26 protein-coding genes are annotated in these 21,602 nt (G+C 53.0%); 2 read left to right on the forward strand and 24 right to left on the reverse strand.

What is annotated here, in order from left to right:
- Positions 1 to 709: 709 nt before the first annotated feature.
- From ABIE02_RS02280 to ABIE02_RS02395, 24 genes are all read right to left on the reverse strand, one after another.
- Positions 710 to 1,021, reverse strand: coding sequence for a hypothetical protein (locus ABIE02_RS02280; protein ID WP_059308187.1), 312 nt, complete (start codon positions 1,019 to 1,021; stop codon positions 710 to 712).
- A gap of 215 nt (positions 1,022 to 1,236) precedes the next feature.
- A complete protein-coding gene (locus ABIE02_RS02285) occupies positions 1,237 to 1,665 on the reverse strand; it encodes a DNA breaking-rejoining protein (RefSeq protein WP_336994726.1) in 429 nt (142 codons plus the stop codon).
- A gap of 119 nt (positions 1,666 to 1,784) precedes the next feature.
- Positions 1,785 to 2,114 (reverse strand): HGGxSTG domain-containing protein, encoded by a 330-nt coding sequence (locus ABIE02_RS02290; protein WP_336994727.1) that lies wholly within the window; start codon positions 2,112 to 2,114, stop codon positions 1,785 to 1,787.
- Between the two features lie 64 nt (positions 2,115 to 2,178).
- Complete coding sequence (locus ABIE02_RS02295; protein WP_336994728.1) at positions 2,179 to 5,319, reverse strand: phage tail tape measure protein; 3,141 nt, start codon at positions 5,317 to 5,319, stop codon at positions 2,179 to 2,181.
- Positions 5,320 to 5,330: 11 nt separating this feature from the next.
- Positions 5,331 to 5,666 (reverse strand): phage tail assembly chaperone, encoded by a 336-nt coding sequence (locus tag ABIE02_RS02300; protein WP_336994729.1) that lies wholly within the window; start codon positions 5,664 to 5,666, stop codon positions 5,331 to 5,333.
- The gene (locus ABIE02_RS02305) at positions 5,654 to 5,932 is read right to left on the reverse strand and encodes a hypothetical protein (RefSeq protein WP_059308192.1); all 279 of its coding nucleotides are present in this window, start codon (positions 5,930 to 5,932) and stop codon (positions 5,654 to 5,656) included. Before ABIE02_RS02305 ends, ABIE02_RS02300 begins: the two co-directional genes overlap by 13 nt.
- The gene (locus ABIE02_RS02310) at positions 5,929 to 6,102 is read right to left on the reverse strand and encodes a hypothetical protein (RefSeq protein WP_336994730.1); all 174 of its coding nucleotides are present in this window, start codon (positions 6,100 to 6,102) and stop codon (positions 5,929 to 5,931) included. The genes ABIE02_RS02305 and ABIE02_RS02310 overlap by 4 nt, the downstream gene beginning before the upstream one ends.
- Before the next feature lie 134 nt (positions 6,103 to 6,236).
- Positions 6,237 to 6,605, reverse strand: coding sequence for a hypothetical protein (locus tag ABIE02_RS02315; RefSeq protein WP_429211239.1), 369 nt, complete (start codon positions 6,603 to 6,605; stop codon positions 6,237 to 6,239).
- A gap of 250 nt (positions 6,606 to 6,855) precedes the next feature.
- Complete coding sequence (locus tag ABIE02_RS02320) at positions 6,856 to 7,092, reverse strand: hypothetical protein (RefSeq protein WP_082697340.1); 237 nt, start codon at positions 7,090 to 7,092, stop codon at positions 6,856 to 6,858.
- 18 nt (positions 7,093 to 7,110) lie between these two features.
- On the reverse strand, positions 7,111 to 7,614 hold the full coding sequence (locus tag ABIE02_RS02325) for a hypothetical protein (protein ID WP_429211234.1): 504 nt from the start codon (positions 7,612 to 7,614) through the stop codon (positions 7,111 to 7,113).
- A 6-nt stretch (positions 7,615 to 7,620) separates the two neighbouring features.
- A complete protein-coding gene (locus ABIE02_RS02330) occupies positions 7,621 to 7,845 on the reverse strand; it encodes a helix-turn-helix domain-containing protein (protein ID WP_336994733.1) in 225 nt (74 codons plus the stop codon).
- Complete coding sequence (locus tag ABIE02_RS02335; protein WP_336994734.1) at positions 7,836 to 8,297, reverse strand: ProQ/FinO family protein; 462 nt, start codon at positions 8,295 to 8,297, stop codon at positions 7,836 to 7,838. The genes ABIE02_RS02330 and ABIE02_RS02335 overlap by 10 nt, the downstream gene beginning before the upstream one ends.
- A gap of 11 nt (positions 8,298 to 8,308) precedes the next feature.
- Entirely contained in the window at positions 8,309 to 8,758 is a 450-nt protein-coding gene (locus ABIE02_RS02340; RefSeq protein WP_059308194.1) for a single-stranded DNA-binding protein, read from the reverse strand.
- A 188-nt stretch (positions 8,759 to 8,946) separates the two neighbouring features.
- Positions 8,947 to 11,706 (reverse strand): TOPRIM and DUF927 domain-containing protein, encoded by a 2,760-nt coding sequence (locus ABIE02_RS02345; RefSeq protein WP_059308195.1) that lies wholly within the window; start codon positions 11,704 to 11,706, stop codon positions 8,947 to 8,949.
- Positions 11,699 to 12,052 carry a hypothetical protein gene (locus tag ABIE02_RS02350; RefSeq protein ID WP_059308196.1) on the reverse strand — a complete coding sequence of 118 codons (354 nt, stop codon included), beginning with the start codon at positions 12,050 to 12,052 and terminating at the stop codon, positions 11,699 to 11,701. Before ABIE02_RS02350 ends, ABIE02_RS02345 begins: the two co-directional genes overlap by 8 nt.
- A complete protein-coding gene (locus tag ABIE02_RS02355) occupies positions 12,049 to 12,258 on the reverse strand; it encodes a hypothetical protein (RefSeq protein WP_336994735.1) in 210 nt (69 codons plus the stop codon). Before ABIE02_RS02355 ends, ABIE02_RS02350 begins: the two co-directional genes overlap by 4 nt.
- Positions 12,255 to 12,437: a hypothetical protein gene (locus ABIE02_RS02360; RefSeq protein WP_059308198.1), complete on the reverse strand. Its 183-nt coding sequence runs from the start codon at positions 12,435 to 12,437 to the stop codon at positions 12,255 to 12,257. Before ABIE02_RS02360 ends, ABIE02_RS02355 begins: the two co-directional genes overlap by 4 nt.
- A complete protein-coding gene (locus ABIE02_RS02365) occupies positions 12,434 to 12,985 on the reverse strand; it encodes a host cell division inhibitor Icd-like protein (protein WP_336994736.1) in 552 nt (183 codons plus the stop codon). The genes ABIE02_RS02360 and ABIE02_RS02365 overlap by 4 nt, the downstream gene beginning before the upstream one ends.
- Positions 12,978 to 13,775, reverse strand: a complete 798-nt coding sequence (locus ABIE02_RS02370) for an antA/AntB antirepressor family protein (protein ID WP_418000805.1) — start codon at positions 13,773 to 13,775, stop codon at positions 12,978 to 12,980. The genes ABIE02_RS02365 and ABIE02_RS02370 overlap by 8 nt, the downstream gene beginning before the upstream one ends.
- Before the next feature lie 8 nt (positions 13,776 to 13,783).
- On the reverse strand, positions 13,784 to 14,233 hold the full coding sequence (locus ABIE02_RS02375) for a hypothetical protein (protein WP_082697344.1): 450 nt from the start codon (positions 14,231 to 14,233) through the stop codon (positions 13,784 to 13,786).
- Positions 14,233 to 14,439, reverse strand: a complete 207-nt coding sequence (locus tag ABIE02_RS02380) for a helix-turn-helix transcriptional regulator (RefSeq protein WP_059308200.1) — start codon at positions 14,437 to 14,439, stop codon at positions 14,233 to 14,235. Before ABIE02_RS02380 ends, ABIE02_RS02375 begins: the two co-directional genes overlap by 1 nt.
- A 111-nt stretch (positions 14,440 to 14,550) precedes the next feature.
- Positions 14,551 to 15,507: a hypothetical protein gene (locus tag ABIE02_RS02385; protein ID WP_059308201.1), complete on the reverse strand. Its 957-nt coding sequence runs from the start codon at positions 15,505 to 15,507 to the stop codon at positions 14,551 to 14,553.
- Between the two features lie 91 nt (positions 15,508 to 15,598).
- A complete protein-coding gene (locus tag ABIE02_RS02390) occupies positions 15,599 to 16,852 on the reverse strand; it encodes a tyrosine-type recombinase/integrase (protein WP_336994737.1) in 1,254 nt (417 codons plus the stop codon).
- Between the two features lie 220 nt (positions 16,853 to 17,072).
- Positions 17,073 to 17,819 carry a MipA/OmpV family protein gene (locus tag ABIE02_RS02395; RefSeq protein WP_032617683.1) on the reverse strand — a complete coding sequence of 249 codons (747 nt, stop codon included), beginning with the start codon at positions 17,817 to 17,819 and terminating at the stop codon, positions 17,073 to 17,075.
- A gap of 433 nt (positions 17,820 to 18,252) precedes the next feature.
- Between ABIE02_RS02395 and yeaG the strand changes: the two genes are divergently transcribed.
- Positions 18,253 to 20,187, forward strand: coding sequence for a protein kinase YeaG (gene yeaG / locus ABIE02_RS02400; RefSeq protein WP_032617681.1), 1,935 nt, complete (start codon positions 18,253 to 18,255; stop codon positions 20,185 to 20,187).
- 125 nt (positions 20,188 to 20,312) lie between these two features.
- Complete coding sequence (locus ABIE02_RS02405; protein ID WP_032617680.1) at positions 20,313 to 21,599, forward strand: YeaH/YhbH family protein; 1,287 nt, start codon at positions 20,313 to 20,315, stop codon at positions 21,597 to 21,599.
- Positions 21,600 to 21,602: the final 3 nt, after the last annotated feature.

Raw genomic sequence — 21,602 nt, forward strand, 5'->3', positions numbered from 1 at the left:
AACTTATTGCTGATGCCACGGCATTCCCTGAATTATCAATCACGCTAGGGCATGACGAATGACGGCTGTAAGGTATTTTTCAAGGGCTATCAGAATTGTACGTAATCATTAGCAGGCACTCACTGCACTTTGAAATGCAGGGTGTCTGCTAAAAATAGTAACGTCCGCTTCTCGCTCAAAGCAGACATTAAGTGCTACTGGTTGTCGCCTCCCTGCCAGCGTCACATTGGATATTCATCAGGCCCGCCGCAACCATAACAATCCATAACAGGCGTTGCGCACTAACAATTACTAACAGGGTACCGCGCAGACACCTAGTTTTCCCTAGCAGATAGCTGCGCACCTGAAGTTATCTGAAGCACTCCAGACAGGCCTTTGCGCATGCGCATGTCAACTATTATCACCCCTTCATGGGGTAAGGCAAATTTGCGCAGTTTGCGGGTTACTGCGCAGTGCGCAACTTTGCGCAGATCTGTGCGCAACTTTGCGCAGATCTGTGCGCAGTTTGAGGGGGATCTCTTAGGTGTGGATTCAGGCCACCAGCTCTTACCTGACTTGCGTTTGTAGGCGGTTCTGCACGGAGGCAACAGCATCACGTTGTGCAGTTTGAGCGTGAGGATTCGTTAAGTATTTGCGCAGCTTTAGCATCAAACAAACGGCAGATAGTGTGCAGCTTCCCTCTAAACATGGAGATGGCGATTTTAAGTTATCAATCTGTATCACAATCAATTGTGACATCAATGTTTTCGTCACTTTGAGCAACGATACCAAGATCCATTTCATTAAAGGCATTAAAGCTATCTATAAAACTACTACCATCATTTATGCACTCAACATCAATTAACTCATCCAGAACAAAGGCTACTCCAAGAGGATTTACGGGATTGCTTAACGATGAAACGATTGACTCATTCCGTTCACCTAAATTATCGGAGTTGATATCAGGATGTGAAAAATATGGTCTAATGCGTTGGGTGTTTTCTTTTTTCTTCACACTTTTTTTTCTAAAAATCTTAAACATTTAACATACTCCAGATTGGTTCATGCCTGATTAAACCCTTAAGTTATTTGATAATCAATTATCCTTCAAAGGAAATGTTCGTGTTACATATACCCTTCGCTTAGGGCGGGAGACTTTAGAGAACACAACCTTTTAATTTATTGATTTTATATGATTTCTGTGCAATGGAATAACCTTTGCGATGACAATAAAAAACCGCCCGTAGGCGGTATAGACTATACAGATGCTTTGTTTGTTATGGTGATTGTTAATTTAAAAGAGTGCGTTTCTCCCGCATCCTTTGCATTCCCTTTCTGGTAAATGCGCACAATGTATTTCCCTGACAATGGCAGTCGGCCTGAGAATGAATCGCCATCACTCATACCATCGAAGGTTACAGCTCCGGCAGGGTCGAATACTGTAAAGAACGGATGTGGCCATGCGCTATCCATCTTCACAGCCATTAACTGCCCCTTTCTGGCAGTCAGTGTATAATCAACATTTTTATTCCCGGTGACTCTCCCATTTACTGACGTACCGCTCTTTCCTTTTTGGAAATGAACAGCATGAGTTTCGTCCGCCTTGTAAACAGTATTCGCTAATGAGGGCATGGAAACAGCCATAATTAAAAACATCCCAGAAACAAATTTTTTATTTAAATTCATAATATTAACATCCATAAAGAATATGCATATCTTTATATCATAGGGGATGCCATTAACAAGTCATTCAGGAATTGGTTTTAAATAGTGCGCAGCCATAATGCGCGATTTCGCTGCGTACCTTACTGCGTACCAGTATCAGCCCGGTGCTTTTTCTCCAGCCAGCGGCGATACCCTTCCCGTTGCAGCTCCTTCCCTTCCTCCGTTCTGGCTCCGGTGCTCATACCGCCGTGATACTTACACCGGCCGTTGGCATGGATATCGGTCCGTTTGCAGGGCGTTCCGGCTCTCGTCCTGGCTCCGCACTGGATAGCGTGCAGATCGTCAGGAAACTGCCGTGCCGGCGGTTTGGCGGCATGATTGAAACCAGCAGCCTCCCATGCTTTATGTTCGGTCATACACTGTTCATTGTGCGCATTGAGCTGGGCTAATTTGCGGGTGCGTTCATCCATAGCGGATCCTCAGTTGATAGAGCCACCAGCGCGGCGCTGTGCGTTGCTGGTGGAATACATATAATCAAGTTCTGGGTTTGTCGTTATAAATCTGACCACCGTTTCTCAGCGCCTTGCGGATCCCTTCGCTGACCTCATACTTGATACGATCCCCCAGAGCTTTATCTACGGCAGCAGCGTTCGAGGATGCGGAAGTCTGAGACATCGCATTGCCTTTGTTATCGATATAGATATCCACGTTTATCTGTGGAGAATTTCCGCCGCCGCCCAGGGCACGCACACCCAACCGACCGGCAGAATCGCGGGTAAGCGGCATAATCGCTTCCGGCCCGGCCTCGGCAAATACGCCACCTTTTGCGAATTTGGATGCGCCCTGGAAGGTGAAATACTGAGGGGAGTCGTAGACGCCATTCACATACTTGCTGAGGCCTGAAGATTCGTACACCCCGCCTTTGGCATTGGCGACGGTGCTGCCGAACGCAGAGCCAATAGACGCAATCCAGCCAGTAGAGGAACCTGCCATACCGCTGAAAGCAGCTTTGGCAGCATTCGCGATCAGCAGCTGCATGGTAACCTTCTCGATTATCTTGATAATCGACATGCCCCAGCTTTTCCACGAACTGGCCGAGCCATTCAGCGTATCAACCAGACTGTCTACCGCCCCGCCCATAGTGACGTTAATCACCTCGCCTGCCGCTTTGGACATGTTGGTGGCTTCATCCATCCAGTCTTTCATTGAGCTGGACGCGCCGGACAACCAGTCGCCCTGGCTCTCCTTCAGCTTGTCGTATTTCTCGTCAATCAGATCGAGGGTTTTAAGGTATTCCTGCGTGGATCTCGCGTTTGTATCGCTAAGGTTGCCGCCGCCCCTCTCAAAGTCGATACGCGCCTGCTGGAGTTCGGCAAACTTCTGGCGCTGCATGGACGACATGCCCGCAGTGTCGGTAATATTGCGGATCTGCGCCTGATACTTAAGCTGCTCATCCTGCATGGATTTAGCCAAGCCGTTTGTCTTCTTCTGGGCTTCCAGTTCTTCGTTCTTTTTGTCCACAGCTTTGGCCGCCAGCACAATGGCGGTCTGGTTGGCGAGCTGGGATTTTTCCTGCGCACTGAGAAGGTTGTCCTGGGCATAGGTCGCCAGTTCGATAAAACGTGCGTGAACCTTGCTGTATTCGGTATTGCGCACCTGGACTTCGCCGGATTCCTTCAGCTTGTCGATGGTGTCGCTGAGGATCAGAGACTGGGCTTTGTAATTCAGCAGAGTACGATCGCCAGCAGGCATGGTGATTGCCGGGGTTTTGGTTTTGGCATCCTTGTACATCTCGTCAATGCCTTTGCGCGCCCGGGCTATGTCGGCAGCTGACCAGAGGGTGACCCGCTGGTCTTTCGGTAGGAACTGGGTGGCTTTGGCGGCTTTGGCATTTTCGGCAATGAGTTTGTTGAGGCGAGCCACTGCCTGCGAGCGTTTCTCTGTGGTGGTAGTACCGGCATCAAGGTACTTATTCAGCTCCTGCTGGCCAGCTATCGCAGCCGCATTGATGCTGGTGGCTTTTGCCTGCACAGCGGCATAGCCTTCCTGAGATTTAATAACAAACTCAAGAGCGCTTTGCTGTTGCTTTAACTCTGCTATTTGGCGTGCGTTAGCTCCTCCATCACCAATACTCCCCAGCCCAAAGACGCCTGGCCGAGAGGTATCGCTTAGTGTTTTAATCTGCTGTTTTACCTGCTCAAGGCGATCAGCATCGCTAGTTGTCCGGCCAATACCCATTGCCGCGTCCCAGTATTTACCCCACGCATCAGCAGCCCCACGAAGAATCCGATCAATCAGTCCCATATTGTCCAGGGTAGACTGGGCGCGCTGCTGTTCGGCCTGGCTGTAGGCTTTTGCTGCTGCCTCAGCTGCGCCCTCTTTATCGCCGCGCCGCTCGAGCGAGGAAATATATTCGTACTGGCTGGCCGTCAGGTAGTGCATAGTGGAGTTCAGCTCTTCTGAGGCCTTGGTCGGGCTGGTGTAAAGCTTCTGGAAGTTCTTCACCGTGGCATCAACAGACTGGCCGGTTCCCCGCTCCATTGCCATTGCTGCGCGGGTGACAGATTCGAGCTGCTCCGGTTTGAACGTGCCAGCCCCAGCCACCTGCGCCAGAGCACGCGCCGCCGCTGATACCTTTCCACTGGCCCCGCCAATCTTCATCGCCAAATCTGAAAGCTGTACGGCAGATTGCGCAGAGTACTGCCCGGTAAGGATCAGTTGCTTATTGAACTCTGTCGCATCCTGAGCGCCTTTATACCAGGCGGTAGCCAGCGCCCCGGCACCAACAGCCAGTGAACCAATGCCCAGCACTGCAGGAGTCAGCGCCCCGGCCAGAGTGCGAAGATAACTCCCGACGCCGGATACCGCTCCTTTGACTGAACCGAACTGGTCCTTAATCTGCCCGCCCTGCTGGAGCAGGATTAGGAACGGAGACTGCCCACCAGCCAGCTGGGTAGCAATATCGGTGAACTGTGCCGGGAGAGTACGCAGAGCAGCATTGTATTGCCCGATGGAAATACCGGCCCGCTGGGCCGCCAGCTCCTGCCGGGATAGCGCCTGCGGCATGGAATCTGCGAGGCCGGTCAGTTTACGGCGCGTATCCTCCAGTTGCTGATTGAAGTGCTCGAACTGCGTGCCGTTGATGCGCCCGGCTTCGAAATGGGTCACCAACTGCGCGTACTGCTCATCCAGCGTGTTGAACGCGCGGATCGTCGGATCGATGCTGCCCAGCAGGTTCTTCAGCGCAGCGGATTGCTTGTCTGCCGCCTGGGTGGCCGCCAGTTCAATCTGGGCGCGCGCTGCCGCTTCGCCGGTATCGGTTAATTTCAGGCGGGTTTGATCGAGGAGTTTTTGATAATGCTCGTACTCTTCACTGTCCAGCCAGCCTTTGCTGAATACGGCTTTAAGGTGATCCTGCTTATCTTCCAGCCTTCCAAGCGCGGCCACGGTCGGATCGATGCTCTCCAGCAGCCCTTTGATTTCCTGGTGCTGAGCGCGAAGGGCTTCTGAACCTTCTTTTGCCGCGGGTTTAACCCGTTTATTCGCATCTGCCAGGGCGTCAGCGCCAGCGACGGCACCCGCCGCCGCCTGGCCGAGTTTATCCAGTTCGTTGCTGGCCGTTTGCAGATCGGATACATCGGCCCGGAGAGTGATTGAAGCTATTTGGTCTGTCATCAGACCTCCTGTTAATGATATCGGTCACGAACGCCTGACCAGGCTGCCGGTGATGTTGCTCCGATTCTCTGTCCATGCGCCTGGCTGACCGCCTGCCCCCACGCCTGCAGCACATCATTGAGTGCGCCAGGGTAGTTATTCGCAAACAACCGGGCCGTATCTGCGTTAAATGGCATATCGGCTTCCCAGTCTGCAATCATGAATAGCAGCGCTTCGGCGGTAGTGGGGGTGGGTTGATTCGGGGCAGCCTGGAGTTCGGCCAGGGAGGGGATCTTAAAAGTTAGATTAAGCGGGGCGGGTTCGCCGCCCGGTTTAGTGACGTAGACGGTTTTTTTCACCGTCTCCATGACTGTTGCCCCAGCGTTGTTTTGATCAGGTCGTTCACAGCCTGATTTACAACATCAACATTGGCTGTACTGCTTTTCCCCTGGATATAACTGCGATCCCCCACTGACACGTTGAGGTTTTCCAGTTTCTTGCACAAGACATCCGGTAACTCGCCACCGAAACGGTGATTAATAACCGCCACCAGCTCGGTGCGGAATGCTTCGTTTTTATTAACGCCAAGCCCCTGCCAGAGATGGCGCTGATCCACCTGAATATCTAATTTCATACGTAGCCTTCCTGTTTGAGAATTTTTTCCATCAGCCCGCGCGCAATAGAGTTAAGAGTCGGGGCCACGTTGAGGGGGGATTTACTGCGCTCACCGTCCTGTATGCGCTTGATTACTTCCATCTGCTCTTTGGTAAGCAGGATGGGTTTGAAGTTCGGGTTGTACGCCATAACTGACCTCACTATATATTTATCAGGGTCAATAATATTTCATAAAACGCAACGAAAACACACTATATTGCAGAATTCGGCATGATAAGCACAAAAAAAAGCCACCTACTGGTGGCCTTGTAGAATATAAATGCTTAAAACTTAGACTTTACGGTCTGCCGGAATGAGTCTCTAATCTGCGGGGGTAATTCGTTCGAGAGATTTCGTATCTGGGTTTTGTATTGTTCGTAAATATCCTTGGGGAGTTGGCCCGGGTGTAAGTCAATCAGGGAAATATAAAGCGTATCGATAGCCCCTCGCTCAAGTACCACATCACAGTTATTCAGCTTGAAATAGTTATCAGCTGACCATAAGACTGGATCGGGTTCTTGGCTTTTCGCCCCCGGCTGGATATCACTCCCGCAGTGCTTACACTTGATAGCTTCGCCCTGTATCAATTCGGCGCAGAACGGACACTTCACCAGCCCGGCGGCAGAAGGTGTCCCCTTGCCAAAAATCAGCATCAGAACCCCCACCAGCACGATCAACCCACCAATGATGGTGTGATTTTGCTGTGAAGCAATGAGGCCGATGTTGTTAATCCTGCCATAGCCCGTATCGACGCTGACATCCATATTCAGTGCCACCACAACCCAGAGAACGCCGATCACCAGCGCGAAAAAACCCAGCTTTTTCATTTTGTTTGCCCTGCTGCGAAAGAATACACGCATCATATCAGGGGTGTTTTGCACCCCCTATGCAATTTTTTTCCCGTCAGCTATCCACATCCGCGGTGCCACCCACCAGGTTAAGCAGGATGTCGTCGAGTTCTTCCCTGGCTTCGTGCCGTTCGCTAGCCCGCAGCCATTTCAGCACATCCACGGCCTCGCGCTGGTGGCGGGGCCGGATAATTATCAGCTTTTTATCCAGCCAGTCCTCCCGGTCACTGACCTCCTGCCGGTGCTCCGCACCGTACTGCCAGCCCAGCTCCTTGCTGGCTGTGTGACGCATCTCATACAGCCAGTTCCATTATTCGAACTCGCACACCACGTCAGAAAGGGTGTGCGGATCGGGCAGAACGTCGCAGAATCTGTTGTGCGCTTCGCTGCGGGCATCATCAACCTCCATACCCCGAAACCCGCACAGCTTCCCAGACTCTACCTCTTCCGGTGTCATGCCGAAGTGATCACCCACCAGCAGGGCCGACTGGTCAATCAGCAGTTCGGCGGCCACCGGCTCCAGTGCGGCATCATAGCTACCGTAGTGCGCCCTCACCTGGCGGGCGCTGTCGATATTGCTTCTGGCCCGGTTGAGGAAGTGCTGCAGGTTATCCATGAACATCGTGCAGAATGCCACGTTGAGCAGGTCTGCGCCATTGAGCACCAGCCAGTCACGGTACCGCTTCTCTGCGTCTTTCGGTTTGATGGTCAGCTTACTGAGCGCATCCTCGGCGGCGGCCAGGTGCGCCGGTTCATTCAGCTTGATCACCTCCAGCACCCATAAATAAGCGTCCGTCGGCTTATGCCCGGTCACCGTTTTTTACGGCGGCAGTGGTTTCACCGTCGCCAGCTCGCTGCTGTGTACCGGGGCCGGAATGGTGAACAGCACCGCCTGGGCCGGGTTGTCATCGAACAGGCCGCTGCGTTTGCAGACGGCGCGCACGGTGGTGACCTTGATACCCGTTTCACCGGCAATGCGGCCATAACCCAGGCCCCGGCGTTTAAGGCGGATAATCTTCGCCTTTTGCTCTGTAGTCAGGCGCATCCTGAACCCTCCTTTTTTTTCATGTCTGCCAGGGTATCAAGTGCCCGTTGTTGTTGCTCCGCCGTCACTTCCCTGGCGGGATCCCCGGCAAGGTTAAAGCGCGGCCCACCGGCGGCCAGCGCTTTCAGGTAGGACGTGCGCCGGGTGTACATGGCGATGGCGACCCGCACCCTGCCAGCGCCAGTTATGCCCCGGGAGCGCATGTCTGCGGTTATCAGTTCAGCAACACCCACCACCAGCGGCCGCGGCGCGTCCAGATTGAACAGTGCAGGCCAGTGAGTGATCAGCAGCTCCAGCTTTTTGCGGTTGTACCGGCTGCGCTTTGTGCCTGCTGCTGCGCCAGCGCCTGTATGAGCCGCTTTCTCTGCTGAGTCCATGTTAGGGGGTAGTTTTGCCGCTGCGCCTATTGCGGCGCGTTTCAGGCTCAATACCGGGCGTTTTTGTTCTTCCATTTTCGGCATCCTCAGAAGGGGATCTGATCGTCGTAAGGCTGGCTCTGGTCGTAATCGTCATAGCCCTGCGCTGGTGGCCGCGTCTCCTGCGCGCGGCGCAGCGCGTCGGTTGCCTGCCCCTGCTGGCCCTTCTTCCCGCCCGGGCGCGCCGTTCTGGCGCTGATCACACTGTCGGTGATCACTTGGTACCCGGTCTGTGTGCCGCCGTCGTTACTCGTCCACTGATTCACCTGCATATTGCCCGCCACGCTTACCATGTCGCCCTTCTGGTGCTTCGCCAGTGCTTCGGCCTGTTTGCCGAACGCGGTCACCGCCAGCCAGAAGGTAGCCTCTCCGTTCTCTGCTTTCTGGCATGGCAGCGTCACCGCCATGCGGGTAAATGCCATCGGTTTATCGTTGCTGGTCGTGCGGCTCTGCACATCAGCCACCAGCCGACCATATGCTGAAATTTGTGCTGTCATCGTCTTTTACCTGTCTGTGATGCTGAAATCCGGGGTTTGTGTTGGTTCAAAAAGGGCATTTGTTGGTTCAGTGTTGGTTCAATTTTTGAACGTGAAACCTTAGATAACAGACACATAAAAACATTGAACTAACTGAACCAACTGAACCAACACCTAAACTACACACATGAGAGAGTTACTTACTCTGGCTAGCACCCCTCCGGTTGATACTGGATCACGTAAACATTGATTTGCCGTCCATCAATGCGCGGAGACTTGCGCTGATACCCTCGGCCTGTATTTGGCGGGGTCAGCATCCCGGCATTTTTCAGCACTTCAGCAAACATCTTCGCGTTGAACCCCTGTGCAATCTCTTTTTCAAAAGCTGCGGGGAAGGTGTAAAACACCACCGGGTCAGCTTCATGCCCTCCCTTCTGGCGATACCCTGCCAGGTTGGCAATTGGCAGGCTGCCCGGGTCATACGGGAATGGCGCAAACCGGCTGAGTCCGTGAGCATTGAGGAATGCTTCTGTCTGCTCAATGATCTGCTGATGCTCTTTGTTCCCGGTGCCGAACTCCCGGATCCACGCGTTGAAGCTGTACTGAATAGCATCCCGGCATGTCTGTTCATCCCAGCCGGTGATCACCCTTCCGGCCATGAGCGCAGCCTCAAGAATGGCGAAACGCGCCCCCACTCGATGTACCTGCTCCCCGTAGTCAGCCGGAATGATCCCGCGCCAGCGCGCCTCCGCCTCACGTACCGCTTTAACAGTCTCCTGCTGATGGTCAGCCAGCCACTGAACCCATGCGCGGCCAGCAGCGCCGTGATGGCTCTGATACGCATCTTTCAGCGCATCGGCATGGTGCTTACCGCTTTCATGGCCGTGGAAGCGAATAGCCTTACTGAGCGGAATATTGAGCAGGCGCACCAGTTGCCCGGCCTTTGCCTTACGCCCGGCACCAGCAATGAAAGTCTCCAGATCCACCTCTCCGGTGCTGATGGCTACAGTGCGCCAACGTTTCAGTTCGCGGTTACCGCCCTCTTTGGCTCCCTGGAGTTTCCCGGTACCGTTGAACAATGCATAAGCCGACTTATATACCTCCACCGGATCAGCGCCTTGGCCGATTTCATCCAGGGGCATCAGCGCGTCATTGTGCGCTGCTGCTTCGTTTGCCAGCCCCAGCGCAGTGCCGTACCACGTCAGGCGCAGCACATCAGGATTGCCGTACAGACTGGCCGCCACATTGGCAGTGGTGGTTTTACCGGCGCTCGACTGCTCATAGAAATGGATCCCGAACCCGTCAGCGCCAGCCAGTCCAATCAGCGGGGCCGCCAGCGCCGCCGCAACACCGGTCATCATGGAGTAATTGCCATTAGCCAGATTTGCCACGCTATCACGCCAGCTCTCTGCTGTGCCGCTGGTGGTGTAACCTGATGCGGCAGAACTGCGGCCATTAAACAGCACCGGTATTTCAGGGGTGCCAATAATGTCACCGTCAGGCATCAGGTACGCGCCGCACTGCCAGCCTGTAGCCTGAGCGATGCGCCAGATCTCTCCTTTGTGCGCCTGGCTCTGTAACCAATCAGCCAGCGTCGCGCGCAGGCCGCTTTTAGTGGTGACATACAGGCCGCCAGCTTTGAGTGTGCGCCACCCCTCCCTTTCGCCAATATCAGCCAGGGGGATCGCCTGCGTCGTTTCCTCCTTCGCTCCCATCGCCTGCCAGCGCAACACCAGGTAGCGCGTCTTGTTGTCATCAATACCCACGCCAACTACTTTCAGCGCAGAACAGAGCAGGCTCTCTACTTCGGCGATCTCCCCGCCCTTTTCTTTAGGCTCAACCCAATAAAGACCATTTCGACGGCTATCCACGTAGGGCTTCTGTGCGTTGCGTTTCTGGCTGGCGCTATCTGTCACGGTCACTTCAGGTGACACAAATACATCCTCTCCCTGTGGTTGATACAGTGATTTAGTGAACGCGGCGCGTGTTTGGGCAATGCCGTCATGCTGGCGCAGATCGTCCCAGTCGGCTTTAAATTCGCCTGCAGGCAACGCCACCCACCCGGCAACAGCCTGAGCGGCTTTCTCTGCGCTGATGTGGCCGGTGTTCACCTTAAGTTTCCCCCGGTCATCCGTCTCGCCCGGTACGTGCCAGTCGTTATCTGCGGCAATAACGATCTGTGCATGCGGGTAGTGCTGGCGCATCACCTGCGCTACGGGCAGCAGATTCCCGGCGTCAATCGCCACCACCGCCAGCGCATCAGGGCGCATCAGGTGAACAGACAGAACAGTTGCCAGTCCTTCACCAATAATCACCGTCTGCGGCGATTTAACGGGATTAATGACGTGATATGCCCCCTTTTTCGCCGAACCGGTAAGCAGACGTTTTTCACCATCAGCCGTAATGGTCTGCGCGGCAGCTGTTGCGCCGGATTCATTCACCAGGGTCAGCACCAGGGCCCCATCAGGCAGGATCGGATAGGTAAACCCGGGCAGCCCCTTGCCAGCTAGATAAGCGGATTCACCAGGTTGTGCCTGCGCTGTCAGCGCCGCCAGCCTAGAAGAAAAGCGGGCCGCGCGCGCCGCCTGCTCCTGGGCTTGCTGCTGCGCCAGCGCCGCCCGGCGTTCTGCCTGGTCCTTTTGCTGCCGGGCACCACCCTGGCTGGTGGAATTGCGTATGTCCTGCACGTTCATCCCCAGAGCGTCAGCCACCAGCTGAGCGGCCCGGGTGGCGTCGCAGCTGTTCACTTTTTTCACCAGCTCCAGCCCGTCCCCGGCACCGCAGTTATTGCAGAAGTGCGCACCACGCCCGTCATCATCGAATCGGAAACGGTCTTTACCACCACAGGCAGGGCATGCAACCTGCGCACGGGGCAAGGCGGGAACGTCGATTCCCATGAGCGAAAGAACATCTGGCCAGCGCCCGGCAGCGGCATCGGATACCTGCCGGATCATGTCGATATTACGCATGGAAAATGCCTCCTTTCGACAGGCTGTCGCTCATATCCCGCAGCATATCCAGCCAAATTTCATGACCCCATTGGGTAAGCACACCATTAGCCAGGCAGCTGGTCAGCAGCTCCGAGGCCACAGCCTCCCAGTGAGTGTATTCCTGTTCAATCGGAGAGAGCATCCAGCTATCCACCAGCAGCAGAATCCCGCTTTCACCGTCAGTTACCGCCACGTGGACGATCTGCCCGTTAACCGGCAGGGGAAACCACTCACCGCCATTGTCCTGGCGCAACCGCAGAAGAACAGCAGCAGCAAACTCGTTAACCAGCATGGTCAGGCGCGCATTATGGGCTGTACGCTTCACTTGGTTTGCTCCGGCGGGGTGACGGTATAGCCGCAGCGTCTCAGGAATTGGACCATACCTGCAGGGGTGATCAACACTTCCTCATCAGAAAGTGGACGAGCGGACGCTATGCCGTTATTGGTATAGAGCTGCCAGCGGCCACCAGCCGGGAAGCTGGCGACGGTCGCCGTATCAGCGCGGCGCACGAGATCGTAAATTTCGTTCATTCACCGAACCCCGCATCGTTCAGGTTATCCCAGACGGTATGGGCCAACCGGCGGCTGAGAGAAAGCAACGTTTTGAGGTCGGTTTCATCCACCTTGTCGCTGACCATTTCAGTGGCGATCAGCAGCGCGCACAGCTCCGTGGTAGTTTCGATTGTGTTCTGTCGCTCGGTTCTTTTCACGCTGCCACCTCCTGGCGGATGCGCCCGGCGAAGAAACAGACGTGATCGCGCGCCAGCATGCAGCGTGCTTCGCGTTCAGATACGGCAGGAATATGGTGAAGAACAGGTTTGTTTGTGGGGCAATCGCGCCGAACAGCGGCGATAATCCAGATAAATTGTGGGCGAGTTTGGGTAGGGGTCGTCATCATGATGATGATCTCCTTTGACTTATGTAAGGAGTCACCACCAGAGTTTCCACGCTCGAGGGTGGTGACACTGACAGGGGTGGAAATACCGGCGTCAAAGGGTACCGGCCAGCCTTTCGGCTGCCCTATCAGCGCCACCATAGAAGAATATCGGCACTGCTGGCCAATATAGAAATATGCTGGATCTGCGACAATAAAAAAGACGCTTTCGGCGTCTGTTATCGCCTTTGACTTATTTTCCAGGTTTCCACGCCCGGCACCAGATTTTGCTGGTGCGGGATAACCATACACTTGTCGTATTGACACAGGCAAGCCCTTTTTGTGCATAGGGTGCATATTGTGATTCATGGCGCTTTTACGCATGGTTCACCCCCAGGCGTTTTGCCAACCAGCGCTGAGAGAGGCGCATCAGTTCAACTTTGCGCTGCTGGTAGTCCTGCCCCAGTTCGATCAGCGTGATATTGGTCTGCTCCAGATATGAGAGATGTTCGAGCTGCTCAGTACTCATGGAGTCGCGCGGTTCGCCAGTGATGCTGCCGTTCTCCGCCCACTGCTTAGCAGTCAGGCCACCCAGAACAATGCGCGCCAGCATGTTGGACTCGTTGGCATAATGGCGTTGCTGAGTCTGCTTACCCAGCTCTGCGCGGGCAGCATCCAGCGCCTCACACATAGGCTTAAAGTAATTTGCAGCATTCAGACGAGCCTTAAGCTGACGACGAAAACGGGCGGCCACTTCCGGCGCGCTACGATGGAGCTCCTCTTCACACTGGATGAAATACTGACGAACATCACGGCCCTGCTGGTTGCGCTCAACCATAGCCAGTTCTTTTGCCATGCCGATGGTGATCGCGTAATCCACCTCCGGGCGTCCGGCCCCGTTAATTCCCACCCGTTCCGGTGTTAATTGGTCAAAGTCTGTACCTTTGATAAACCCGTACTGGGATACGCGGCCATTGAACCAGCTGCCAAAAACACGCCTCACACCCAATGTCTGGTGTAATGATTTGGCGCTGACGATATTCGCTTCACGTCCGCCGATCCGCCCGCTAATAACAGGAATGAAGGATGCGAAATCTTTATTGGTAATTCGCTCCTGGCTGGCTTCAGGGTGAGCGAGGCCCTGACCGGCTAAGGTCATATTATTTTTCATCAGGATTTTTCTTATTCAGCGGCGTTGTCCGTGTACAGATTCAGAATGGCTTCAATGTCCAACTGGTTAAGCGGCTGGTGGCCGTTATTAACTGCGCTGGCATTAACCAGGGCGATCACCTTCTGCACCTCGGCGCGCTTAATGAAGCGGTAACGGTAATGGCTGCCAATACCATCAGGGTTAGCTTCGTCGATACGCTCGAACTGCATATCGAGGCGGCGCTCCAGATCCGTGACGTAGTTCCGGCCGGAGGGAAGGCGACATTGCAGCAGGATCTCATTTTCAGTGATACCGGCAGCGCCGGAACGCAGAATTAGCAAACGGGCTTTATGCTTCTTTGGCACTGGCTTTGAATAAAGCGAATGGCTATCATGGCTACCAGCAATATTAATTTGCGCATCAGGATCAGGTTTGTTTTGTTCACTATGACGCTCGGTAGCACGGGCGTTTTTTATTTGCATCAGGCCACCTTCCCGCGGCGTTCTGCAAGCCAGTTATTAATTTCCACAGCGTCGAATGCTGTAACGCTATCGCTGAGCTTAATGGGGCGAGGCAATTTGCCGTTCTTCACCCAGCGGTCGATGGTAGGCATGGATACGCCCAGCAGTTCCGGCATGCGGAATCGACGAATGTAGCCTGTGGTAGGAATTGATGATTGTTCATTCATGTCTCCGTAACTCCTGTTGATAGCGGATGACGTTACGTGAACAAAGTTAGCAATTTGATTTCTGATAGATAAGGCACAGTAACTCTACTGTGCCTGTATAGTTATGACACTCTACTGCTTGCCGTTAGCTGCCGCTCTTAAGTGCTTCAGGATTACTTCTTTGTTGTTAATGGCTAGCGGAGGTATCTCATCCTTTCGATTCAGTACGCAGTCTCGCCATTTCTCAGGGCTTATCTCCAGTTGCTTGCCGCGACATTCATCTGGATATTTAGAAAGCAAAAAGATTGCAGATTTAAACAGTTTCTCTCTATTCGTCGCGTGGTGTTCAGCCAAGTGATTAACATTTTTTACAGCACGAGTTAAATCAAAATTAGCATGAACTCCACACTGGGCATGATTTGGCAATTCACTGTAGTCACCAGCGTGATTGAGTAACTCCCTGATCTGCTCGGAGGTAATCCACAAATCATTTTCCGTTATTTCAATGTCGGGATAAATTTCATCGAGGTATTCATCGTCATCTTCGCTATTACAAAGTTCATCATGATTAAGAGCTATAGGAACTAAGCAAAGAGATGGCGTAGTTTCGTTAGTTCGATAAAGACCTAATGATCCCCACAGAAGGGGAGATTTGCCAAAATTCAAAACCGAATTTATTACCGGTAGCTGGGGTATCCATAACCCAAAAGCTCTACCTTGGTGACTCTCCACTCTCTTACCGGAAGGAGTCTCGTCTACAGCCTGAGTCTGATAAAAAAACGGATTGAAAATAGGTTCATCGTTCCTTTCATCATAAGAAATCCGATCAATTGAGAAAGATGAATGCTTCGATATATCGCGTGCTGTTGCCATGTTGCTGTAGTCATGATCTAAAGATAAATACCATTCAGTAAGTTCATCAGCATCACCTGCAACCCAGAGGACTGATTTTAAACCGTCCAGCCTGACACATAGGGTTATCTTCTCCGACACGGCAAGGCTAAGTAGATCAGCAGTTGTAACACCTAAAAATTCAGCAGCCCTATTTAGGCGGCAGAATGAAAAAGGTATTTTTGTAGTGTCTGACATATGCCACCTTATAGTGTATTAACTTTAAATTAATGAGCCCAACGATAACTCTTCCAGTTAATCACTGCAGGGCTATCCTCTATCTGTTCGGTTAGTTCGCCATTTTTATTTGAATGACGTTGTAATCTTCACCGCTCTCCAGCGCTACCAGAAGGTCGGCCCACATAGAAAGCGCAGCCTTCCGTTCGTTAAAATACTGGTGCCGGTTATAGACACCTTCGACGCCTGGTATTTTGTGGTTAAGGCATCTCTCAGCGATTATCGGATCTACACCAAGGGTTGCCAGATGCGTTCTGGCTGTGCGTCGGAAGTCATGCACACTAAATGATTCAACATCTGGCATGGCGGCCAGTATGTGTGGAAAGGCAGTGTTAAGCACTGAACTGCTGACGTGAGATGTAAGGCGTAGTTTTCTGGCGGGCAATATCCACTTACTACCGCATGATAAGGCTTTCAACTCCTTCAGCCAGCCAATTACCGGCTCGGCCAATGGGATATCTATTTCCTCCCCTGTCTTGGTTCTCTCGCCAGGAAGATGCCAGACTGCGTTATCGAGATCGAACTCATTCGCCAGTGCCGCGCAGAGCTCCATTTTCCTTACACAGAGAGCAAGCAGTAGCTTAACGGTCAATTCATTCTCTCTGGTAAATGCTTTAATGCGGTGCATGGCATCAAACAGGCGCGCCAGTTCAGTGCGAGTCAGGAATCGTTTTCTGCTCTCTTCTTTTCCACCTGCATCCTTTGCCGTGAACGGCATGGCCGGGTTCACTTCAATCAGGCCGCGAACAACTGCGAAGTCAAAAATCTTCTTCATCATGCGCAGCACGTCGTTCGCCACAGTCAAAGCGCCACGGTCACGCACCGATCGTAAAACTTCATCAACATGCCGAGGTTTTACGTCCTCAACTTTCATGCTGCCAATCAGGGTACCAATGTTGAAGTCAGCGACTTTTTTATAAATCTGGGGGTTCTTGAATGAGGGGAGGATATGACGAGCATAGAAGTCATTAATTAGATCCTGCACACGGACAGCGCTCTTATCTGCCTCGATCTTTGCGGCGGCATCAGCCTTGCGCTGCTGCTTTTCTCCGGCGACGTCAAAACCCAAAGCTACACGAGCCGAAAGCTCCTTAGCTGCCTCTCGCGCTTTAGCAAGAGTCAAATCAGCATATGAACCGATAACCATCGCTCGAGCTTTGCCAGCAATCTTGTACCTGAACCGCCATACAGGAACGCGGTCAACTTCGCGGTATCGCAAATAAAGGCCATTGCCATCAGAACGACCCTCGAAACGCTCGCCAGCCCTTACCCAGGCTTTGATCTGCATATCAGTTAACTTTGCCACTTTCACCCCGCCAGCGTGTACCCAATTTTGAAATTTGACCCACAGGCTTATTTGGTTACACCTTTGGGTACACAATAATTATGCGCTTTCTTGATGCTTGTTGATAGCTCGTGAAAAGAAAAAACCCGCACATGGCGGGCTTTAATTGATTCTCTGGGTCCTGATGATTTTTAGTGATCCTTAACTCTATATGCATAAAATGCACAGTAAAAATGCACAATCAGAAACTGTAGGTGACACCCATCGACATTAGTCCGGTCCAGGACTTATCGACCATTGGGCTGTCTTTCACTTCATCGCTAAGACGGTGGTAACGACCTGTGGCATAGACGTTCCAGTCAGCGGCAAACTTATAGCTGGCGGTAAGCTCCAGATACGGGCTCCAGCCATCGTCTGCATCATAGCTGTTCAGGCCGCTGCGTCTTGCTTCCTTACGGGACACGCCGTAATAGTAGTCGTTGTAGTTTTCGCTGCTGTACTCCATACCGATACCCGGGGTGAGCGTCAGCCCGCCGTTGGTGTAACGGTACAACCACGCCAGATCCCAGATATAGCCGTTACTGTTATCCAGCGTATCGCCTGCCAGGGCGGTGCGCAGGAAACCGTATTCGGTGTTATGGACCCAGGAAATCCCTGCCATCATGGTGCTCTTACGTTTATCGAGCTGACGAAGCTGGTAGCTATCGCTGTCGCCTGGCTTGAAGTGCGTCGGGTCGTAATACGCCATGATAGAGAGTTTATCGGTCTGGTCGTTCCACAGATAGTAGCCACCGCCCAGGCCGCGGAACCAGAAATTATCCCCTTCATAGGTAATCACCGGAACCGGATAGATATCACGGTCATATTGCTTATAAGGGCTATTGATTACGCCTACACCAGCACCAACTGACCACTGATTCTCCGCGTATGCTGTACTCACTGAGGTGGCAACAATAATCCCCAGTGCCAGAAGTTTGAGTTTGGTCACAATCCATTCTTTCCTGTAGTCAAATAATCAGCGAATGAAGTGTAACCGTCATTCCCCCCATTTCTCAAAATTTTTTGTTAACTAATCAATTTGATTAACCCGTCATGGTATGTGCCTTACATGACGGAACGCAGTCAGCCAGATTACCGTTCAGTGAAGGAAGTCTCTTTGTCTTGCAAGCGCTGGCTAAATTTCTGGATGAGTTATTGATATGTCATTGAAATTAGATTTTGCGTGCATGCAAGTTTTGCAAATGCCATCTACGCTTAATTTTAAGAAGCTGAATACCGAATCACCCCGCGGTTTTAGCGCCCGACCTGGCACACGGGTTGCTGCTCTTGCAGTGAGGTGCAACGGATCCCGCTTCCGGGAGCCTCTACTATTCATATGAACGGCTCTTTTCCTGTGCTAAAAAACGAAAGGACGGCATGCCATGAATATATTCGATCACTATCGCCAGCGCTATGAAGCTGCCAAGGACGAAGAGTTCACACTGCAGGAGTTTCTTACCATTTGTCGGCAAGATCGCAGTGCCTATGCCAATGCGGCAGAACGACTATTGATGGCTATCGGTGAGCCGAATATGGTTGATACTGCCCAGGAGCCACGGCTTTCCCGTCTGTTTTCGAATCGGGTCGTCGCCCGATATCCTGCGTTTGAAGAATTTTACGGCATGGAAGATGCCATCGAGCAGATTGTTTCTTACCTGAAGCACGCTGCTCAGGGTCTGGAAGAGAAGAAACAGATCCTGTATCTGCTGGGTCCTGTCGGCGGTGGTAAATCCTCGCTGGCCGAGCGGCTGAAAGCCTTGATGCAGCGCGTGCCCATTTACGTGCTCAGCGCCAACGGCGAACGCAGCCCGGTCAACGACCATCCGCTGTGTCTGTTTAACCCGCAGGAAGATGCGCAAATCCTGGATAAAGAGTACGGCATTCCCCGTCGCTATCTCGGCACGATTATGTCGCCGTGGGCGGCGAAACGCCTGCATGAATTTGGCGGTGACATTACCAAATTCCGCGTGGTGAAAGTCTGGCCGTCGATTCTGGAACAGATTGCGATTGCTAAAACCGAACCGGGTGATGAGAACAACCAGGATATCTCTGCGCTGGTCGGTAAAGTCGATATTCGTAAACTGGAAAACCACGCGCAGAACGATCCCGATGCTTACGGTTATTCCGGTGCGCTGTGCCGCGCCAACCAGGGGATTATGGAGTTCGTTGAGATGTTTAAAGCGCCGATCAAGGTGCTGCATCCTCTGCTGACTGCAACCCAGGAAGGTAACTACAACGGTACGGAGGGGATCTCCGCCCTGCCGTTCAACGGTATTATTCTGGCGCACTCCAACGAATCGGAGTGGGTCACTTTCCGTAACAACAAGAACAACGAGGCCTTCCTTGATCGTGTTTACATCGTCAAAGTGCCTTATTGCCTGCGGATCTCCGAAGAGATCAAGATTTACGAAAAACTGCTGAACCACAGTGAGTTGGTTCATGCGCCTTGCGCCCCGGGAACCCTGGAAACGCTGTCGCGCTTCTCGATCCTGTCGCGCCTGAAAGAGCCAGAAAACTCCAGCATCTACTCAAAAATGCGCGTCTATGATGGTGAAAGCCTGAAAGATACCGACCCGAAAGCGAAATCCTACCAGGAGTATCGTGACTACGCCGGTGTTGATGAAGGGATGAACGGTCTTTCCACGCGCTTTGCGTTTAAAATCCTCTCCCGCGTGTTCAACTTTGATCACACCGAAGTGGCGGCTAACCCGGTACACCTGTTCTACGTTCTGGAACAGCAGATTGAGCGTGAGCAGTTCCCGCAGGAGCAGGCTGAACGTTATCTGGAGTTCCTCAAAGGCTATCTGATCCCGAAATACGCCGAGTTTATTGGCAAAGAGATCCAGACCGCCTATCTGGAGTCTTACTCCGAGTACGGGCAGAACATCTTTGACCGTTACGTCACCTATGCCGATTTCTGGATCCAGGATCAGGAGTATCGTGACCCGGATACCGGCCAGCTGTTTGACCGTGAGTCACTGAATGCGGAGCTGGAAAAAATCGAGAAGCCTGCCGGGATCAGTAATCCGAAAGACTTCCGAAATGAGATCGTCAACTTCGTGCTGCGCGCCAGAGCGAACTTCAGCGGACGCAATCCGAACTGGACCAGCTACGAAAAACTGCGCACCGTGATTGAGAAGAAAATGTTCTCCAATACCGAGGAGCTGTTGCCGGTCATTTCGTTTAATGCCAAAACCTCAACTGACGAGCAGAAAAAGCACGACGATTTTGTCGACCGCATGATGGAGAAAGGTTACACCCGCAAACAGGTTCGCCTGCTCTGCGAGTGGTACCTGCGCGTGCGTAAATCGTCCTGATAGCCCGGTGCCCGGCGGCGCGTTGCTGCCGGGCCTACATAAGATGCGAACCGTAGGCCGGATAAGCAGCGCGCATCCGGCCCTGCGCCGCAGCATAAAGTTGGCAAATGCAGTACGGGGGGCATATGACCTGGTTTATTGACCGGCGTCTTAACGGCAAAAACAAGAGCACGGTGAACCGCCAGCGCTTCTTGCGCCGTTATAAAGCGCAAATCAAACAGTCGATCTCCGAGGCCATTAACAAGCGTTCGGTAACCGACGTAGACAGTGGGGAGTCCGTTTCCATTCCAACGGACGACATTAGCGAACCGATGTTTCATCAGGGACGCGGCGGTTTGCGCCATCGCGTTCATCCCGGCAACGACCATTTCATTCAGAACGATCGTATCGAACGCCCGCAGGGTGGTGGCGGTGGCGGCGGCGGCAGTGGTCAGGGCCAGGCCAGCCCGGACGGGGAAGGTCAGGACGAGTTTGTGTTTCAGATCTCCAAGGATGAGTACCTGGACCTGCTGTTTGAAGATTTGGCCCTGCCGAATCTGAAGAAGAATCAGCACCGTCAGTTGAATGAATATAAAACGCACCGGGCTGGCTATACCGCCAACGGCGTACCGGCCAACATCAGTGTGGTGCGTTCATTGCAGAACTCCCTGGCGCGCCGTACCGCCATGACGGCGGGCAAACGACGTCAGCTTCGCGAGCTGGAAGCCGATCTGGATAGCGTGGAGAACAGCGAGCCGGCGCAGCTGCTCGAAGAAGAGCGTTTGCGTAAAGAGATAGCCGAACTGCGCGCCAAAATTGAGCGCGTGCCATTCATCGACACCTTCGACCTGCGTTACAAGAATTACGAAAAACGTGCCGAACCCTCAAGCCAGGCGGTGATGTTCTGCCTGATGGACGTTTCCGGCTCGATGGATCAGGCCACCAAGGATATGGCCAAACGCTTTTATATTCTGCTCTATCTGTTCCTGAGCCGAACCTATAAGAACGTGGAAGTGGTCTATATTCGCCACCACACTCAGGCGAAAGAGGTGGATGAACATGAGTTCTTCTATTCGCAGGAGACGGGGGGGACTATCGTGTCCAGTGCCCTCAAGCTGATGGATGAGGTAGTGAAGGAGCGTTACGACCCTGCGCAGTGGAACATCTATGCAGCCCAGGCCTCAGATGGTGACAACTGGGCAGATGATTCGCCGCTGTGCCATGAAATTCTGGCGAAAAAACTGCTGCCGGTGGTGCGCTACTACAGTTATATCGAGATCACCCGCCGCGCCCACCAGACGCTGTGGCGTGAGTACGAGCATCTGCAAGCGATGTTCGATAACTTCGCGATGCAACACATTCGCGATCAGGACGACATCTACCCGGTCTTCCGGGAGCTGTTCCATAAGCAATCGGCCACCAGCAACAGTTAACTC

The organism is Leclercia sp. 1548, assembly GCF_050435045.1.
GTDB lineage: Bacteria > Pseudomonadota > Gammaproteobacteria > Enterobacterales > Enterobacteriaceae > Enterobacter > Enterobacter adecarboxylatus.